Annotated in this window: 13 protein-coding genes; 7 read left to right on the forward strand and 6 right to left on the reverse strand. The window is 70.3% G+C overall.

What is annotated here, in order from left to right; genetic code table 11:
• Positions 1-21 precede the first annotated feature (21 nt).
• The gene (locus AC1DDU_RS07020; protein ID WP_477432448.1) at positions 22-1,545 is read right to left on the reverse strand and encodes a DUF7059 domain-containing protein; all 1,524 of its coding nucleotides are present in this window, start codon (positions 1,543-1,545) and stop codon (positions 22-24) included.
• A gap of 183 nt (positions 1,546-1,728) precedes the next feature.
• Here AC1DDU_RS07020 and AC1DDU_RS07025 point away from each other — a divergent pair, with 183 nt between their 5' ends.
• From AC1DDU_RS07025 to AC1DDU_RS07045, 5 genes are all read left to right on the forward strand, one after another.
• Positions 1,729-4,038, forward strand: a complete 2,310-nt coding sequence (locus tag AC1DDU_RS07025) for a DUF6049 family protein (protein WP_477432450.1) — start codon at positions 1,729-1,731, stop codon at positions 4,036-4,038.
• Positions 4,035-5,648 (forward strand): murein biosynthesis integral membrane protein MurJ, encoded by a 1,614-nt coding sequence (gene murJ, locus AC1DDU_RS07030; protein WP_477432452.1) that lies wholly within the window; start codon positions 4,035-4,037, stop codon positions 5,646-5,648. Before AC1DDU_RS07025 ends, murJ begins: the two co-directional genes overlap by 4 nt.
• 116 nt (positions 5,649-5,764) lie before the next feature.
• Positions 5,765-6,751 carry a thioredoxin-disulfide reductase gene (gene trxB / locus AC1DDU_RS07035; protein ID WP_477432454.1) on the forward strand — a complete coding sequence of 329 codons (987 nt, stop codon included), beginning with the start codon at positions 5,765-5,767 and terminating at the stop codon, positions 6,749-6,751.
• A 94-nt stretch (positions 6,752-6,845) separates the two neighbouring features.
• Complete coding sequence (gene trxA, locus AC1DDU_RS07040; protein ID WP_116195123.1) at positions 6,846-7,169, forward strand: thioredoxin; 324 nt, start codon at positions 6,846-6,848, stop codon at positions 7,167-7,169.
• 219 nt (positions 7,170-7,388) lie between these two features.
• Positions 7,389-7,805 carry a YciI family protein gene (locus AC1DDU_RS07045; RefSeq protein WP_477432456.1) on the forward strand — a complete coding sequence of 139 codons (417 nt, stop codon included), beginning with the start codon at positions 7,389-7,391 and terminating at the stop codon, positions 7,803-7,805.
• A 10-nt stretch (positions 7,806-7,815) separates the two neighbouring features.
• Here the strand turns inward: AC1DDU_RS07045 and AC1DDU_RS07050 are convergent, their stop codons facing one another.
• Positions 7,816-8,163, reverse strand: a complete 348-nt coding sequence (locus tag AC1DDU_RS07050) for a tryptophan synthase subunit alpha (protein ID WP_477432457.1) — start codon at positions 8,161-8,163, stop codon at positions 7,816-7,818.
• 59 nt (positions 8,164-8,222) lie between these two features.
• On the opposite strand from AC1DDU_RS07050, the gene AC1DDU_RS07055 reads away from it, so the two are divergent.
• Positions 8,223-9,518 carry an RNA polymerase sigma factor gene (locus AC1DDU_RS07055; RefSeq protein WP_477432459.1) on the forward strand — a complete coding sequence of 432 codons (1,296 nt, stop codon included), beginning with the start codon at positions 8,223-8,225 and terminating at the stop codon, positions 9,516-9,518.
• Between the two features lie 27 nt (positions 9,519-9,545).
• On the opposite strand, the gene AC1DDU_RS07060 is transcribed toward AC1DDU_RS07055, so the two are convergent.
• The 4 genes from AC1DDU_RS07060 to AC1DDU_RS07075 form a co-directional block, all read right to left on the reverse strand.
• On the reverse strand, positions 9,546-10,493 hold the full coding sequence (locus AC1DDU_RS07060; protein ID WP_477432461.1) for a ParB/RepB/Spo0J family partition protein: 948 nt from the start codon (positions 10,491-10,493) through the stop codon (positions 9,546-9,548).
• Entirely contained in the window at positions 10,493-11,422 is a 930-nt protein-coding gene (locus AC1DDU_RS07065; RefSeq protein ID WP_477432463.1) for a ParA family protein, read from the reverse strand. The genes AC1DDU_RS07060 and AC1DDU_RS07065 overlap by 1 nt, the downstream gene beginning before the upstream one ends.
• A gap of 231 nt (positions 11,423-11,653) precedes the next feature.
• Positions 11,654-12,493 carry a hypothetical protein gene (locus tag AC1DDU_RS07070; RefSeq protein ID WP_477432465.1) on the reverse strand — a complete coding sequence of 280 codons (840 nt, stop codon included), beginning with the start codon at positions 12,491-12,493 and terminating at the stop codon, positions 11,654-11,656.
• A 267-nt stretch (positions 12,494-12,760) separates the two neighbouring features.
• A complete protein-coding gene (locus tag AC1DDU_RS07075; RefSeq protein WP_477432466.1) occupies positions 12,761-13,201 on the reverse strand; it encodes an NUDIX hydrolase in 441 nt (146 codons plus the stop codon).
• 2,414 nt (positions 13,202-15,615) lie between these two features.
• Between AC1DDU_RS07075 and AC1DDU_RS07080 the strand changes: the two genes are divergently transcribed.
• The gene (locus AC1DDU_RS07080) at positions 15,616-16,026 is read left to right on the forward strand and encodes a hypothetical protein (RefSeq protein ID WP_477432468.1); all 411 of its coding nucleotides are present in this window, start codon (positions 15,616-15,618) and stop codon (positions 16,024-16,026) included.
• The last annotated feature ends 332 nt before the right edge of the window (positions 16,027-16,358 follow it).

The raw sequence follows: 16,358 nt of genomic DNA on the forward strand, positions 1-16,358 counted from the left end.
TTCCAGCCTATCGAGGCTCGCTCAGGCGAACCGCAGGAACCCGGTGAAGGTCAGCTCGCGCACGCGGGGCAGGAGGTCGGCGCGCAGCGCCGGCGCGTCGACCTCGAGCAGCTCGGCGATCGCGTCGATCAGAACCCCGACGGCGAGGTCGCCGTCGCACGCGCCGACGAGTGCCGCGAGTCCCGGATCGACGCCGAGCGCGCGGCCGAACCCGCCGCCCTGCCGCAGCTCGATGACGGTGGGGTCCTCGGCGCCGGGCAGGTGGTGGCGCGCCTCGGTGACGTCCGGTGCGACGGTGAGGACGGATGCCGCCAGCCCCGCCTCGTCGAGCACCTCCAGGCGGTCATGGGCCTCCAGTGCCGCCGCCAGGTGCGCACCGAGGCTGTCGCCGGGCAGGGCGGTGTGCAGGGTCTCGTAGCGCGACAGCGTCGGGGCGGCGCCTTCGGAGGGACGCCGCAGCAGCAGATACCCGAAACCCACCTCGGTCACGTGACGGGAGGCGAAGTCGTCGAGCCAGGCATCCACCAGCCGTGCGAAGCCAGGCGTGCCGGGGAGCGTCCCGCCGTCGCGCACCCACAGCTCGGCGTAAGACAACGGGTCGAGGCTCTCCCGTTCGACGACCCACGCGTCCAGGGCCACCGGCGATGCGGCGACCCACTCCCGCACCCGATCCAGCCCCGCGACGCCGTCCCGCGTCTCCCAGTTGCCCAGGAGCTGCGCCACCCCGCCGGGCGTGAGATGCGCCCCGACGCCGGTGACGAACGCCGCGACCACGTCATCGCCCACCATCCCGCCGTCGCGGTACTCGTAGGAGGGCACGTCGGCCACCCGAGGGGTGATGACGAACGGGGGATTGGAGACGATGCGGTCGAATCGCTCGCCGGCGACCGGCTCGAACAGGCTGCCCAGGCGCACCTCGATGCCGTCGACGCCGTTGAGGAGCGCGTTCAGTCGCGTGAACGACAGTGCGCGCGCCGAGATGTCGGTCGCCACGATCGCGTCGACCTGTGCGCGTGCCCGCAGGGCCTGGATGCCGCATCCCGCACCCACGTCCAGCCCGCGTGCGGCGGGAGTGGGCAGCTGCAGTCCGGCGAGGGTCAGCGATGCGCCGCCCACGCCGAGGACGTGGTCCTCCGGCAGCGGGCCGCCCAGCGCCGCCTCGTCCAGGTCGCTCGCGATCCACCACTGTCCGGTTCCGGACGCGTCAGCGTACGACTGCGGCCGCACGACTGCGAGCGGACGCACCTCGTCGCCGGCGGCAGCGGCCAGTCCCAGCCGGGTGAGCCCGTCGGCACCGCTGCGTGTCAGCGCGAGATCGACGGATGCCGCAGCCTGCGGCATCCCGAGCACCAGCAGCCGTGCCAGCACGGCCAACGGGTCGGTGCGCGCGCCGAGTGCGCGCGCGGCCGGCGATCGGAGGCCCCGGGCGATGGCGTCGTCGGCCGCGGCGCCCCACGCGTCGCGGAGCGCTTCGGCGGTGAATCCGGCCTCGCGGAGGTCGTCGGCGAGGTCGCGGCACAGGGCGGGATCCGGTTCGGGCAGCACCCGTCCATTCAATCGCGCCGGGGACGAGGGCGCGTGCCCGGCCGCGTGGGAGGCGATGGCCCGCATCTGCAGGTTGCGCCCGCACCGCCCGGCGTCCGGCGGGCTCGGAGGCTCGGACCGTAGACTCTCCTGGATCGTGCGGTCAGGACATCGCACAGGAGCGAAACCCCCGACAGGATGATCGTGACCCCACCGCGAGCCCTGCGGCGTCCCCCCCGCCGCGCACCGCGTCTCGTGACCGCCGCCTTCGCCGCGGCGGCAGTGGTCGTCGGCCTGCTGCTTCCCACGGCGGCCTTGGCGGCGCCCGCGCCTACGCCCACGCCTACCCCGACGTCGAGCCTGGCGCCCGGTACGACCGCGTTCGCCCTGTCGCCGCTCGGAAACGGCGTCGTGCGCCCGGGCAGCGTCCTCGCGGTGACGGTGTCACTGCAGAACGGGACGGATGCCGAGCTCCCGGCCACCACGGTGACCCTGTCGCTCGGGCGGACCCCGCTCGCCGACCGTGCGCGACTGACCGCGTGGCTCGACGGCACCGGTGAGACGCCCGCCCTCGAACCCGTCACCACCGGGGTGCTCGAGGCGGTCGACCCCGGATCCTTCCAGGTGCGCGGCCTCACCGTCGCCGCGGACGATCCGGCGCTGGCCGGCCTCGGGGCCGGCGTCTACCCGTTGGCCGCGTCGTACCAGGACGCCACCGGGACCGTGGTCACCTCGACAAGCGCCCTCATCGTGCCGCGCGCCGACGACGCCGCGGTCGGCATCGGCGTCGTCGTGCCGATCACCGCCGGCCCGCTCGGGGAGGGGCTCCTCACGGCCGACGAGCTCGCCGAACTGACCGCCGCGGACGGCGAGCTCACCGAGCAGCTCGACGCCGTGACCGGGACGCTCGCGATCCTGGCCGTCGACCCCGCGATCCCCGCCGCGATCCGCGTGCTCGGGTCTTCGGCGCCCGAGTCCGCCGTCGATTGGCTCACCCGCCTCGACGCCCTCCAGAACTCGCGGTTCGCCCTGCAGTTCGGCGATGCCGACGTCACGGCGCAGATGGAGGCGGGATTCCCCCGCCCGCTCGCACCGACGTCGCTCACCGCCTACATGGACGCGTCGGACTTCTCGGCGCCGACGCCCGGCCCGACGGCCTCGCCCACCGGCACGCCCACCCCGACTCCCACAGCGACCCCGACCCCCGGCAGCGTCTTCCCCAGCACGGACGAACTCCTGGCCGTCGGCCCCGCGACGCGCTCGGCGGTCTACTGGCCCGCCGACGGCACGGCGACCACGGAGGTCGTGGGCAGCCTCGGCGACCTGTCCACCGACGATGTCGCCGCGACGACGATCGTGCCGTCCGACACGACCAGGACCGGTGCCGGCGGCGGCACGGTGTCGGCGCACGGCCGCGTCGGCGACGCCGACGTGCTCGTGTACGACAGCGACGTGTCGTCGGCGCTCGATGACGCCAGCGGCACCGAGGAGTCCTGGCTGCGCGGCGCACCCCTCACCGCGGCCACCGCCTACCTCGCGTTCGCGACGGCAGAGACCGGTGACGCGCTGCTGGTGACCGTCGGCCGCGGCGACGACCGCACCCGCCTGGGGCTGGGCGCGGCGATCTCCGCGGCGCTGACCGCCCCCGGCGTGGAGCCCCGGACGCTCCCCGCCCTGGCCGCCGGCGACCCCGTCGCGGTGGAGCTGACCGACGTCGCCCCGTCGAGCGGTCGTGCGGACGCGGCATCCGTCCTGGTGGGGGAGGAGAGCGAGATCGGCCGGTTCGCGACGATCCTCGATGACCCGGCGCTGCTGACGGGCCCCGAGCGTGCGGAGATCCTCCAGGTCCTCGGCGTCGCGTGGGTGGGCGATGACGGCTGGCCGGCGGCACTCGCTGACCATCGCGCGCAGACGGCCGACACGCTGACCTCGGTGGCGCTGCTGCCGACGAGCCCCAGCGACCTGTACGGATCCCGCGCCGGCCTGCAGTTCTGGGTGCGCAACGACCTGCCCTACCCGGTAAACCTGGTGCTGTACGCGACCCGCGACAACCTGCGCATCGACGTGCAGAGCGAGACCCCGGTCGTGGCGACGCCTGAGAGCAACACGCGCGTCGAGGTGCCCGTCCAGGCCCGCGTCGGCCGCGGCGAGGTGACGCTGACCCTGCAGCTGCGCAGCCCCGCGTTCGTGGCGATCGGCGATCCCGAGACCGTCGAGGTCAACGTGTGGGCCGATTGGGAGGGCGTCGGCATCGCCGCCCTCGCGGTGCTCGTCGGCGCACTCCTGGTGATCGGCGTCGCGCGCACGGTGCTGCGCGTGCGCCGCCGCGGGAAGAAGGCGGATGCCGCCGAGCCGGCCGGTGCGGAAGAGCCGGACGGAGACGCGGACGCCGAGGCTGCCGTCGAGGAACAGGACACGGCGACGCCGGAGGCCGAGCCCGAGGAACCGAGTGGCGACGCGGTTGCCGCGGAGACCGACGAACACGGCAGCGAGCCTGAGGAGACCGGGAAATGAGCGGCATCGGTCGCGCGAGCGTCATGATCGGCGCCGGGACGATCGTCTCGCGCCTGACCGGCTTCCTGCGGTCGGTCGTGCTCGTCTCGGCCGTGGCGGCCACGAGCGCCGGCGGCAACGCATTCACTGTCGCCAATCAGCTGCCGAACAACATCTACACGATCATCTCGACGGGCCTGCTGAGCGCCGTCGTGGTACCGCAGATCGTCAAGGCCGCCGCCCACGACGACGGCGGCCGGGCGTTCGTGTCGAAGCTGTTCACCCTCGGCACGGTCGTGCTGCTGGGCACCACGCTCCTCGCCACTCTCGCCGCGCCGCTGCTGGTCGAGCTGTACGCGCCGAAGTTCAGCGAGTCGCAGCAGGCGCTGGCCACCGCGTTCGCCTACTGGTGCCTGCCGCAGATCCTCTTCTACGGGCTGTTCGCCATGGTCGGCGAGTCCCTCAATGCGCGGCGTGTGTACGGGCCGTACACGTGGGCGCCGATCGTCAACAACATCGTCTCGATCGCGGGCTTCATCGCCTTCATCTGGCTGTTCGGCCCTGCCGGCAAGGGGACGGTCTGGACGCCCGAGATGGTCGCCGTCCTCGGCGGCACGGCGACACTCGGCATCGTGACCCAGACCGCGATCCTCTTCGTCTTCTGGCGGCGCACCGGCCTGCACATCCGCCCCGATTTCCGGTGGCGCGGCGTGGGCCTCGGCCAGATCGGCCGGCTCGCCGGCTGGACGTTCCTCATGGTCGTCGCCGGCCAGCTCGCCGGCCTCGTGCAGTCGCAGGTCATGTCGAACGTCCCCGACGGCGACCCCGGCATGTTCGTCGCCGCGAACGCGTGGCTGCTGTTCATGCTCCCGTACTCGATCATCGTGCTGTCCATCGGCACCCCCTACTTCACCCAGCTCAGCGAGCACGCGAAGGCCGGCCGCGATGAGGAGGTGCGCGGCGACATCGGTCGCAGCATCCGCACCCTCGGCTTCTTCGTGGTCGTCGCCACGGCGGCGATGGCGGCGGCGGCGGTGCCGGCATCCCGCATCTTCACCGGAAGCCCGGACGAGGCCGTCGGCGCAGCGGGCGTGCTGCTGTGCTACCTCGTCGGGCTCATCCCGCTCGCTGTGCTGTTCGTCGTGCAGCGCACCTTCTACGCCTACGACGACACCCGTACACCCTTCTTCTTCACCGTCCTGCAGTGCGCGCTCGTCGTCGCGTCGGCGTGGGGGGCACTGTGGGCCTTCGAAGCCGGCATCCTGCCCGTTTCGCAGCTCGTGGCCACCGTGGCGCTCGGGCAGTCGGTGGCGAGCGTCGTCCAGGTGATCGTCGCCACGTGGCTGTTGCACCGCCGCCTGGGCGGGATCCACGTCGGTTCATGGCTGTCCGCGCTCGGTCGGTTCGCCCTCGCCGCCATCCCCGCCGGGATCGTCGGCTGGCTGGCGTTCCGGCTCATGGGCGGCGTGGACGGCTGGATGGCGTCCGACAAGATCCTCGGCGCCCTGGGCGCAGCGGTCATCGGTGTCGTCGTGATCGCCGTGTACATCGGCATCCTCGCTCTCTTCCGCGCACCCGAGCTCGCCGTCGCGAAGGGCCTGGTGCAGCGGTTCCTCCCCGGCCGTCGCTGAGCACGCCGACGCCGAGCCGGGCGGTGGAATGCCGCGCGGTTACCATGTGTTGAGGCATCCGGAGCCATCGCGTCCGTCACGGGCGCGTCGCGGGCTTCACGAGGAAAGGTGCGCACGTGCGTCAGGTCATCATCATCGGGTCCGGCCCCGCGGGCTACACGGCGGCGATCTACGCCGCACGGGCCAACCTCAGCCCGCTCGTCGTGGCGAGTTCGGTCGAGGCCGGCGGTGAGCTCATGAACACCACCGAGGTCGAGAACTTCCCGGGCTTCCCCGAGGCGATCATGGGCCCCGACCTGATGGCCAAGATGCAGGAGCAGGCGGAGCGCTTCGGCGCCGAGGTGCTCTACGACGACGTCGTGTCGCTCGACATCGACGGGCCCGTCAAGAAGATCACCCTCGGCAGCGGTGCGACGCACGAGGCCGACGCCCTGGTGTTCGCCACCGGTTCCGCGCCCCGCAAGATCGGCATCGAGGGCGAGTCGCGTCTGTCCGGCCGCGGCGTGTCGTACTGCGCGACCTGCGACGGCTTCTTCTTCCGCGAGCGGGTGATCGCGGTGGTCGGCGGCGGCGACTCCGCGATGGAGGAGGCGACCTTCCTCACCAAGTTCGCCTCGAAGGTGTACATCATCCACCGCCGCGACGAGCTGCGTGCCTCGAAGATCATGCAGGAGCGCGCTTTCAAGAACGAGAAGATCGAGTTCGTCTGGAACAGCGAGGTCGTCGACATCCTCGGTGACGACGCGGTGACCGGCGTCGTGCTCGAGGACACCGTGGACGGCACCCGCCGCGAGCTCCCGCTCGACGGCGTGTTCGTGGCGATCGGCAACGACCCGCGCACGCACCTCGTGCACGACAAGCTCGAGCTCACCTCCGAGGGCACCGTGTGGGTCGACGGACGCTCTTCGCGCACGTCGGTTCCCGGCGTGTTCGCCGCCGGCGATGTCATCGACCCGACCTACCGTCAGGCCGTCACCGCGGCAGGCAGCGGAACCGTCGCCGCCCTCGACGTCGAGCACTTCCTCGCCGGTCTCGGCGAGGCGGGCGCCCCGGATGCCTCGGGCGACCAGATCGCGGGCCTGCCCGAGGTCACCACGGTCTGACGCCCGGGCGCACCGCGACACGCCCGGGAATGTTCCCGCGATCCGCGCTGTTCTCATCAGCGACAGGCTTTTCCCATCGAAGGAGACAACACAGATGACCGCCAAGGCGACGACGTCCGCGACGTTCGAGCAGGACGTGCTCCAGGCCGATGGCCCGGTGCTCGTCGACTTCTGGGCCGAGTGGTGCGGGCCGTGCCGCATGGTCTCGCCCGTCCTCGACCAGATCCAGTCGGAGCACCCCGACAAGATCACGATCCTGAAGCTCAACGTCGACGAGAACCCCGACCTCGCGATGAAGTACCAGATCACCTCCATCCCCGCGATGAAGGTGTTCAACAAGGGCGCGGTCGAGACGACGATCATCGGCGCGAAGCCGAAGTTCGCGCTCGAGCAGGACCTCGCGGCCTACATCGGCTGACACCGCTCACACACCTGAAGAGAACCCCGCCGATCGACATCGGCGGGGTTTTCCCTTTCTACCAGGGATTTCCACTACATTCCGTTTGCGGCATCCGAGTCGGCTGAAGATTTCTCGCCGAACGGTGTCGATCTGGACCAGGCTTGTTCGACGTACCGGGTGAAGGACCCCGAACGAGGGCCTGAACCGGGGCGGACGCCCAGACCGAAAGGAAATCCCATGCGTTACATGCTCATCATGCAGGTCGATGCCGAAGCGGCTGCGGCGTTCGACCCGGCGACCACCGACATGTCGGAGGCCTACGCCGCTATGGGCGCCTACAACCAGGAGCTGCAGAAGGCGGGCGTGTTCCTCACCGCCGAGGGCCTCTCGGACGCGGCCGAGGGCTTCCGCGTCGACTTCTCCGCCGTGCCGCCCGCCGTGACCGACGGGCCGTACGCCGAGGCCCGTGAGGTGTTCACCGGCTTCTGGATCCTCGAGGTCGCCTCCCGCGAAGAGGCCGAGCACTGGGCGCGGAAGTGCCCGCTGGGCCCCGGGACGGCGCTCGAGGTGCGTCGCGTGAACGAGCTCAGCGACTTCGACCAGAACGACGAGTGGGTCAGCAACGCGCAGGAGTGGCGTGCGGCCAACTCCTGACGCACGCGCGTCAGCTCGCGTCCGCGCGCACCGTCGCATCCCAGCGGCGGTGCGTGTCGGCATCTCCGAGCAGACGCCAGACGGCGCGCGTCAACGGCGGGTAGTCGAGGGCGATCTGTCGCAGCACGCGGTAGTGACGGCTGGCGCTGGGCCGGGATCCGCCGTTCTCGGCGATGTTCTCCGCGCGCAGCAGGAAGACGACCAGCTCGTCGACCGTCGGCAGGTCGTCCATGAACTCCCACGGATCCTCGCCGGCTCGCAGGCGCTCGGTGATCAGGACCGACAACTCGTCTGCGGCCTCGGCGCGCAGCAGCTCCAGGCTCGCGCGCCGGCGCGGGGTCTGCTCGTCTTTTGCCACCAGTCAAGGGTACGTCGCGATTCCGACGTCGCCGGTCTTCGCACGCCTACGCTGAGAGCATGACCACCGACGACGACCACGCGCGGCGCGCGGTCGAAGCGGTGTGGCGCGAGCAGTCCGCGCGCATCGTCGCCGCGCTGACCCGACGCACGGGAGACTTCGCCTGGGCCGAGGACCTCGCCCAGGAGGCGCTCGTCGAAGCCCTCGCGACGTGGCCGGAGTCCGGCATCCCGAACAACCCCGGAGCCTGGCTCATGTCGGTCGCCCAGCGGCGCGCGGTCGACGGCTGGCGCCGGCGCGAGCGGATGGCGCAGCGCGAGCCGCTGTTCGTCTCCGAGGCGCTGGCGGTGGAGACGTCGGACCCGGTACCCGACGAGGCAGACCCCGACCGAATCGATGACGACGTGCTGCGGCTGGTCTTCGTCGCCTGTCATCCTGTGCTGCCGGCGCAGGCGCGTCTCGCCTTGACCCTGCGCACGGTCGCGGGCCTGACCACCGAGCAGATCGCCCGTGCGCTGCTCATGACCGTGCCCACGGTGCAGCAGCGGATCGTGCGCGCGAAGCGGTCTTTGGCCGCGGAGGGCGTCCGCTTCGAAGTCCCCGATCGCGCGGAGCGCCCTGCGCGCCTCGCGAGCGTGCTCCAGGTCATCTACCTCCTCTTCACCGAGGGGTACTCGGCCGCAGAGGGGGAGGGGGTCCTGCGCCCGGACGTCGCCCGCGAAGCCGTCCGGTTGGGTCGGCAGCTCTCCGCACTCATGCCGCACGAGCCCGAGATCGTGTCGCTCATCGCGCTCATGGAGTTCCAGTCGTCGCGCTTCGCTGCCCGTGTCGGACCTGATGGCCTCCCGGTCGTGCTGGAGGATCAGGACCGCCACCGCTGGGATCGGTCCGCGATCGCACGGGGCGACGAGGCGATGCGCCGAGCGGATGCCGCCGGTCGCGGCCTGGGCTACTACGGCCTGCAGGCCGCGATCGCGCAGTGCCACTCTGCCGCGCCGACGTTCGCCGACACCGACTGGCGCCGCATCCTCCGCCTGTACGACGCGCTCGAGTCGCTCGCCCCCTCGGCGGTCGTGCGTCTGAACCGTGCGGTCGCGCTCTCCATGGTGCAGGGCCCCGAGCCTGCGCTCGCACTTGTCGACGCGCTCGCGCCCGAGCTCACCGGCTTCCGTCCCCTTCCCGCGGTGCGTGCGGAGCTGCTGGAGCGCATGGGGAAGAAGGATGCTGCCGCCGCGGCCTTCCTCGAGGCCGCGGCGCTGCCGGGCAACGACGCCGAGACGGCCCTGCTGCGCCGGCGCGCGGCGGCGCTCGTCACAGACGTGGCCGACGAGGCGTCGTCGGTATCGGCGGGCTAGCCCGAGAAGTCCCGGAGGGTCGGGCGCTCAGACCGAGCCGTAGCCCGTCTCGCCGATCTCCTCGAGAATGCGATTCAGGTCCTGGATGCTCGCGAAATCAATGTTGATCTGGCCTTTCTTGGCCGTCAACGAGATCTTCACGCGAGTGTTGAGGCGGTCTCCGAGGCGGTCGGCGACTTCGTCCAGGTGCGCGCGTCGCGAACCGGCCTGAGGCTTGGCGGCGCGGGTGGGGGAGGCATCCGGGAGCTTCGCGGCAGCCTCGGCGGCACGCACCGAGAGGTCTTCGTTGACGATCTTGTCGGCGAAGCGCTGCATCGCGGCGGGGTCTTCGAGCGACAGGATGGCGCGCGCGTGGCCGGCCGTGAGCACCCCGGCGGCGACGCGCTGCTGCACCGGAACCGGGAGCTTCAGCAGACGGATCGTGTTGCTGATCTGCGGGCGCGAGCGTCCGATGCGCGTCGCGAGCTCTTCCTGCGTGATGCCGAAGTCCTCGAGCAGCTGCTGGTAGGCCGATGCCTCTTCGAGCGGGTTCAGTTCGGAGCGGTGCAGGTTCTCGAGGAGGGCGTCACGGAGGAGGTGCTCGTCGGCGGTGTCACGCACGACGGCGGGGATGGAGGTGAGCCCGGCCTCCCGCGCGGCGCGGGTGCGGCGCTCGCCCATGATGAGCTCGTACTCGCCCTTGTCGTTCTTGCGGACGACCACTGGCTGCAGCACGCCGAACTCGCGGACGCTGTGCACGAGCTCGGCGAAGTGCTCGGGGTCGAAGTTCGTCCGCGGCTGGCGCGGGTTGGGCACGATGTCGTGCGGGTCGATGTGGGCGAGGTGAGCGCCGGGAACCTCGATGAGGTCGTCCTGGATCTCTTCCACGGCGACCGGACGCGGGAAGAAGACGTCCGTGGGGCGCTCGTCCGTCTGCTCGGTGGTCGGGATGAGTGCGCCGATTCCGCGTCCGAGTCCGGTGCGCTTCGCTGCCATCAGGCGTCCTTTTCGTTCGAGGCGCTGTCGCGCCGGATCATCTCGACGGCCGCTTCGCGATATGCGATGGCGCCGGCGGACTGCCCATCGTATGCGATCACCGTCTGTCCGAAGCTCGGCGCCTCCGAGACGCGGACCGACCGCGGAATGACGGTCTCGAGCACCTCGTGGGGGAAGTGCTCGCGCACCTCGTCGGCGACCTGCTGCGCGAGTCGGGTTCGGCCGTCGTACATGGTGAGGAGGATCGTCGAGAGGTGCAGCTGCGGGTTGAGGTGCTTCTGGATCATCCGCACCGTGCCGAGCAGCTGGCTGAGGCCCTCGAGCGCGTAGTACTCGCACTGGATCGGGATGAGCAGCTCATGTGCCGCCGTGAAGGCGTTGATGGTCAGCAGTCCCAGCGAGGGCGGGCAGTCGATCAGGATGAAGTCGATGCGCTCTTCGAGGTTCGCGAGGTAGTCCTCGACCGCGGTGCGCAGCCGGTGCTCGCGGGCGACCTGCGAGACCAGCTCGATCTCGGCGCCGGCGAGGTGGATGGTGCTCGGCGCGCACAGCAGGTTGGGGGACTCCGGGCTCACCTGCACGATGTCGGCGAGCGGGAATTCGTCGATCAGCACGTCGTACACGCTCGGGGTTTCGGCGGTGTGCGGCACGCTCAGTGCCGTCGACGCGTTGCCCTGCGGATCGAGGTCGATCACGAGCACACGAGCCCCGCGGTCGGCGAGGGCCGCAGCGAGGTTGACGGTGGTCGTCGTCTTCCCGACTCCGCCCTTCTGGTTCGATACCGTCAGAACGCGCGTGCGTCCGGAGAGCTTGACGTCGGCTTCGTCGAGGGCTTTGCGGCGAGCGGAGAGATCCGCGAGTTCCCGGGCGATCGGCGAGTCATCGAACGAGAAGGATGCCGGAGCTTCGGTCTCGTCGGGCTGTTTCACGTGAAACACTCTCCCTTTCGCGAGCCGGTGAACAACGTCTTCCACTCTATCCCGCCCCACCCCCAGACCCTCCGTGGATCGTCGGATCCGGGGCCGTCTTCTCGCTGTTTCACGTGAAACATCACCGTGCGCCCGCGCGTGTGAGCGGGCGACCGCCGACTCTGTGCCCACGTCGCCATCGGGATGCCGCATCCTCCCCGTCGATCCCAGCAAGGGCGCGCTTCGGGGAGGTCAGTCCCCCCAGCTCGCGGGCAGTACGTCTGCATCGGGGCGCACGATGATCGTGTCCAGGCGCGGATCGGCATGCGCCCGCCGAATGCGGGTGATCTCACCTGCAAGGATCAGCGAGTCAGGGTACAGGTGGGTTCCCCACGCGATCGCGCCATCCTCGTCCCACGCGAACTCAGGAACTCGCTCCCCGACGCGAAGCTCCCCGCGACGCAGGGGCGCGGCGCTGAACTCGTTCCCGAATACCCGAACAGACGGGTCGGTGACCGGGTGCTCGGCATAGCCCGCCCACCGCAGCGCCGTCAGCGCGCTGGCTCCGATGACATCGTCGAGACCGGCCAGGGTCGCAGCATCCAACGCCCCCCGACACGAGACGAGATCGCCCACCTCCGGCCGGTCCTGGGCGGTTCGATCGATGACGGTCCACCAGCTCAGAGAAGCCAGCTCCGCATCCAGCGACACATAGTCCGACCACCGCACGAGCCGGTCGTCGCGGTCGATCAGGGGGAGGAGGACCCGCAGCATCGGCAGGCGGCGGTGAGACTCAGGGACGAAGTCGCGGGCGGGCCGGCCGGGGCCCGTCATGGGCGGCACCGCGGGTCCGAGCGTCACAGTGTTGAGGGTACCGGGCGGGCAGCGGACCTGATCACTGCGGGACGGGTTGAAGGAGGCTGTCATCGGCGACGCTCTCGGACCCGCCAGGGTGATCACCGCGGACGGCAGGTCAACGCGGCGCTTCGCGACCGGCACGCCACGGGTGATATCGACGTGCGGCTCCCGTCCATTGCCGGCGCCCTGCTTCGAGTCGGGGTGGTTCCGAGCGTGCACGGACTTCTGACCCATCCTTCGCCGCGGCGGACGATGCGCGAGGCGGCCGACGGTTCCTCTGTCGAGCGACCAAGGAAGAGGGCGGACTCGTGCAGATGGATCGCGCGGCACACTCCAGCCGGATGCCGGACAGGCACGCGCACCACGATTCCTCAGCGCCCCATGATGCACCAGCCGCCTCCTCCCGCCCGCGGTGTCGCTTTCGCTCTCGACATCGCAGGAACGCAGGGCGTTTCACGTGAAACATCGCCGCCGCCCGAGACCGCTCGCGGCGAAGCGACCTCAGCCACTCGCGGCACTCCCGAAGGAGAGTGGCGGCAGAAGACCTTTGGCGGCAGCGCACGCCCGCGCGATGATGAGCGAGGGGTCGACGATCTCTCCGCTCGCGATCGCGGCATCCAGCGCCCCGATGGTCATGCGGGCTCGCCGCACCTGCTCAGCAGGATCCGACAGGTCCACCTCTGCTTCGCGCGCACCGTCCGTGCACAAGAAGAGGTGGACCGGCCACGCCGCGCGTCCCGGGTTCATGGCGAACGTGTGCAGCGGTATCAGCTCCTGGGGGATGAGCCCGAGCTCCTCCTCGAGCTCTCGGCGCGCGGCGGACTCTGGTGTCTCGCCGCTTTCGCCCGCGCCACCCGGTAGGTCGTGGATCCATCGGTCGAGTGGATACCGGTACTGGCGTGTGAGGATCACGTCCTGGCCGTCGACGACGAGCGTCGCCACGGCGAACGGAACGCTCTCGTCCACCTCGTACCGCGCGCGGATCCCGTCATCGATCACGACCGTGTGTTCGACGATCCTGACGCGACCGCGGTAGACCTCCGCGCTCCCGACCGTCTCCCACCGCGGCTCTCGTTCCCCGACCATGTGGCCAACGTACGTGGCAGCCGCACCCGGCCGGCGGCGGATCGCGCTGCGTCACACAACCCCGCGCCGCAAGGGCGGGCACCTGAGCGCAATCGCGAGCAGCGTTCCGGCGCCGGCGGGAGGCCTCGCAGGTGTACGCCACGGCGCCCTTCGAGATGGGTCGCGTGTGTTGTCGACGGGTTGTGGGCGCTGCCTCGGTTCCGCCATGAGAAGCACACCGTCTTCCCCGCCCACCGCGCAGCATGAGCTCGGCGCAGACGTGATGGTGCGTCAGACCGCAGACCCTGAGCGTGAGAACGGACGAGTGGCACGCCCGTGCATGGCCGCGTGATCGTCCGCTGCGTCGACCACTCGACGCGCTCGGACCGGCACCCGTCCATCGAAAGGGCTGCGGAAGCGCAGGGGAGTGGAGGACCGCGGTGCACTGTTTCACGTGAAACACTTCTCGCACCCGCGGCCTTCAACGCCTGCGTGCTTCAATCGCTGCGCCGCCGAGGAGTCGTTCAATCGCACCGCGCCGCGGCCCGTAACGGCCCCGGTGACACGCGTTGAGCGGAGTGGCGTCCAGGGCAACCGATCTGCGCAGCGCCCTTTGACCGCGGCCCGCTCCGGCCTACACCCGCAGAGATCGGACGCCACGCCCGCGCGTTGGCATGGCCCGTGCTCTCACACGCGACCAGGGGATCAGGGGTGACAGCAGGGAGTCAGGCACCCCACGCCGATGTGGCGACCGGACATCGGGTGCGTCGCACCCTCAGGTGTCGACGCACAGGGAGGGGACCCGCCATCGGCGCTTCCGCCCTCGCGATGTTCCCTGTTCGCGAACGTGAATGAGGCGGCGCGGCAGCGCGCGGGCCCAGACAGATCGGGCGACGAGACAACGGGGTGCGCCGCGCTCGCGGGACGACGCGCACGGACAGGACATCGGCACACCAGCCTCGCCCTCTTCCCCGCCGGGAACGTGGGTGAGGCGCCCCGGTAGAGCGCACGGGCCCACGCAGATCGGGCGACCGGGGACATTGGGGTGCCCAAGCCCGGCACCGACGCATATCGGCAGGATCCGCCATCGGCGCTTTCAGCTCGCGGTGTTCCGTGCGCGTGGACGCAGGTGAGGCGGTACAGCAGAGCTCGGGCCGGCCCACGCAGATCGGACCACCGCATGGGATGCGGCGTGCTCGCGGCGCGGCGCGCACGGACCGGACCCGACATCGGTGCTTCCGCTCCGCGAAGCTGTCGATCCGCGAACGGAGGCGGCAGCCGCAGGATGACCGCTCCGTGGAGCCCTCGGCTCGTGCGGTAAGAGCTCATGCCAGAGGCGGCACACAAGGGGAGGGGAGCACGCGGACAGCGGCACGTCCGGCGAGACAGCCAACCCTCCACTCCCGTAAGGGGACGCACTGCGCCGGCTGATTGCTTGCGGGTGCGCTTACGGGCGGGAGCTGAGGATCCGTCGACGCACTCTTCCAGAGCCCGGTCAGGGAGGCAACGTTTCACGTGAAACATCGGCGACGCATCAACCCGCCGCACCCAGCGGCGGCGTTGCCATCCCTCCACCCTCAGTCGGCCAAAGCCGCTGTTTCGGCGGCCGGTGTTGCACAAGATCCGACGCTCGCCCGATGACGCGTCGACTCGACGCCTCAATGACGCACTGAGAACGCATCAAACCCGCTCACCCTCCAGTCCCGCGGCATATCGAGGCACTCCGCGGCCCGAACCTTCATGGACGCGCGCAGCCCCATGCGACATGACGCACCACGACTCACACTCATTCGACGGGACCATCGCGGAAGTGACGTTTCACGTGAAACAACAGCTCCGTCACGCATCGCGCACGCGTGGACCGGGCCGCTGTCGCCAACGCTCGAATCGACCACGGCCAGAGTCGACGGCCGGATGCGCTCGCAGGTCAGCCACGGACACCCTCGCGTCACCCGTCATGGCAAACCACTCGCCGTCCGAGCCGAGATTCAGGTGCGCAGCCCCATGCGGCATCACGCACCACGACTCGCACTCATGCGACGGGACCATCGCGGAGGAGACGTTTCACGTGAAACAACAGCTCCGTCACACCTCGCACACGCCTGGACCGGACCGCTGTCGCCAACGCTCGACTCGACCGCGGCCGGTCTCGACGGCGTAGCATGTCCTCCGAGTCGACGGGTGAGCGCGTCCAGGCTGCAGCACACACTGCCGGGACGCGTTACTCAAAGGCGGCATCGTTCCGACGCCCACGCCCACGCCCACGCCCACGCCCACCGTAGGCTCGTCGCATGGCGCCGTTTCCGACCGATGCAGATCAGCTCTCATTCCGGCGTGATCTGCCGACGTTCTTTCGGTGCCATCTGACCTTGTGGGGCAGCAGATTCTCGTCGGGCCTCGTCACAGATGCCGCGTGGAGCGACGACGTGCTCGAGAGAAGGTTGCCGACAGTACGTGCTGCATTCGGTCATATCATCGGCATGGAACCTCTTCTGCTTCACTCCGTCGTCGCCGCGCAGCTGCCTGCTGACGCCGACCTGGGGGAATTCGCGAAGTGCGAGGTCGTCTCGCTCAGTGCATTCTGGGCGACGGAAGCACCGCACCCTGTCATCACGCTCGCCTATGGCACGCGGGATGACGGTGTGTACGTGCTTGCCGAGGTGCTCGATGGTGCGGTGACCGCCGTGGAACTGAACAGCTGATGCCACCCCACCGCAGGTTGCGCCACCGGTACCGGTGGGTGTCAGGCTGAGCGCCACAGGCGACCGTCGGCATCCACGTCAGCGCCTGTGAGAACAACGCACGTCGACTCGCCGTCAGCCCCGTCACGTCTTGGGCGAGACCACCGCAGCGCCGGCGCTTCCCCCACGCAACACCCGACATGGTGGGGGAGCGGTCGCCTACGCGAGTCCCAGACAGCCGACGCGAAGTCGAACCCGCCGGTCAAGTCGCGTTCAGCCCTGCTCGCGTGCCGTGTGCGGTCGACACCCACCGACCGGGCCCAGCCCTTCAGGTGCGCGCCGTCGCGGCCGTT

The sequence above is a fragment of the Microbacterium sp. 05T445 genome (assembly GCF_056395865.1).

Bases quoted from the DNA above. Each gene is read 5' to 3' on its own strand.
- murJ (WP_477432452.1), top strand. From the start codon at position 4,035: ATGAGCGGCATCGGTCGCGCGAGCGTCATGATCGGCGCCGGGACGATC.
- trxA (WP_116195123.1), top strand. From the start codon at position 6,846: ATGACCGCCAAGGCGACGACGTCCGCGACGTTCGAGCAGGACGTGCTC.
- AC1DDU_RS07045 (WP_477432456.1), top strand. From the start codon at position 7,389: ATGCGTTACATGCTCATCATGCAGGTCGATGCCGAAGCGGCTGCGGCG.
- AC1DDU_RS07055 (WP_477432459.1), top strand. From the start codon at position 8,223: ATGACCACCGACGACGACCACGCGCGGCGCGCGGTCGAAGCGGTGTGG.
- AC1DDU_RS07060 (WP_477432461.1), bottom strand. From the start codon at position 10,493: ATGGCAGCGAAGCGCACCGGACTCGGACGCGGAATCGGCGCACTCATC.
- AC1DDU_RS07070 (WP_477432465.1), bottom strand. From the start codon at position 12,493: ATGGGTCAGAAGTCCGTGCACGCTCGGAACCACCCCGACTCGAAGCAG.
- AC1DDU_RS07080 (WP_477432468.1), top strand. From the start codon at position 15,616: ATGGCGCCGTTTCCGACCGATGCAGATCAGCTCTCATTCCGGCGTGAT.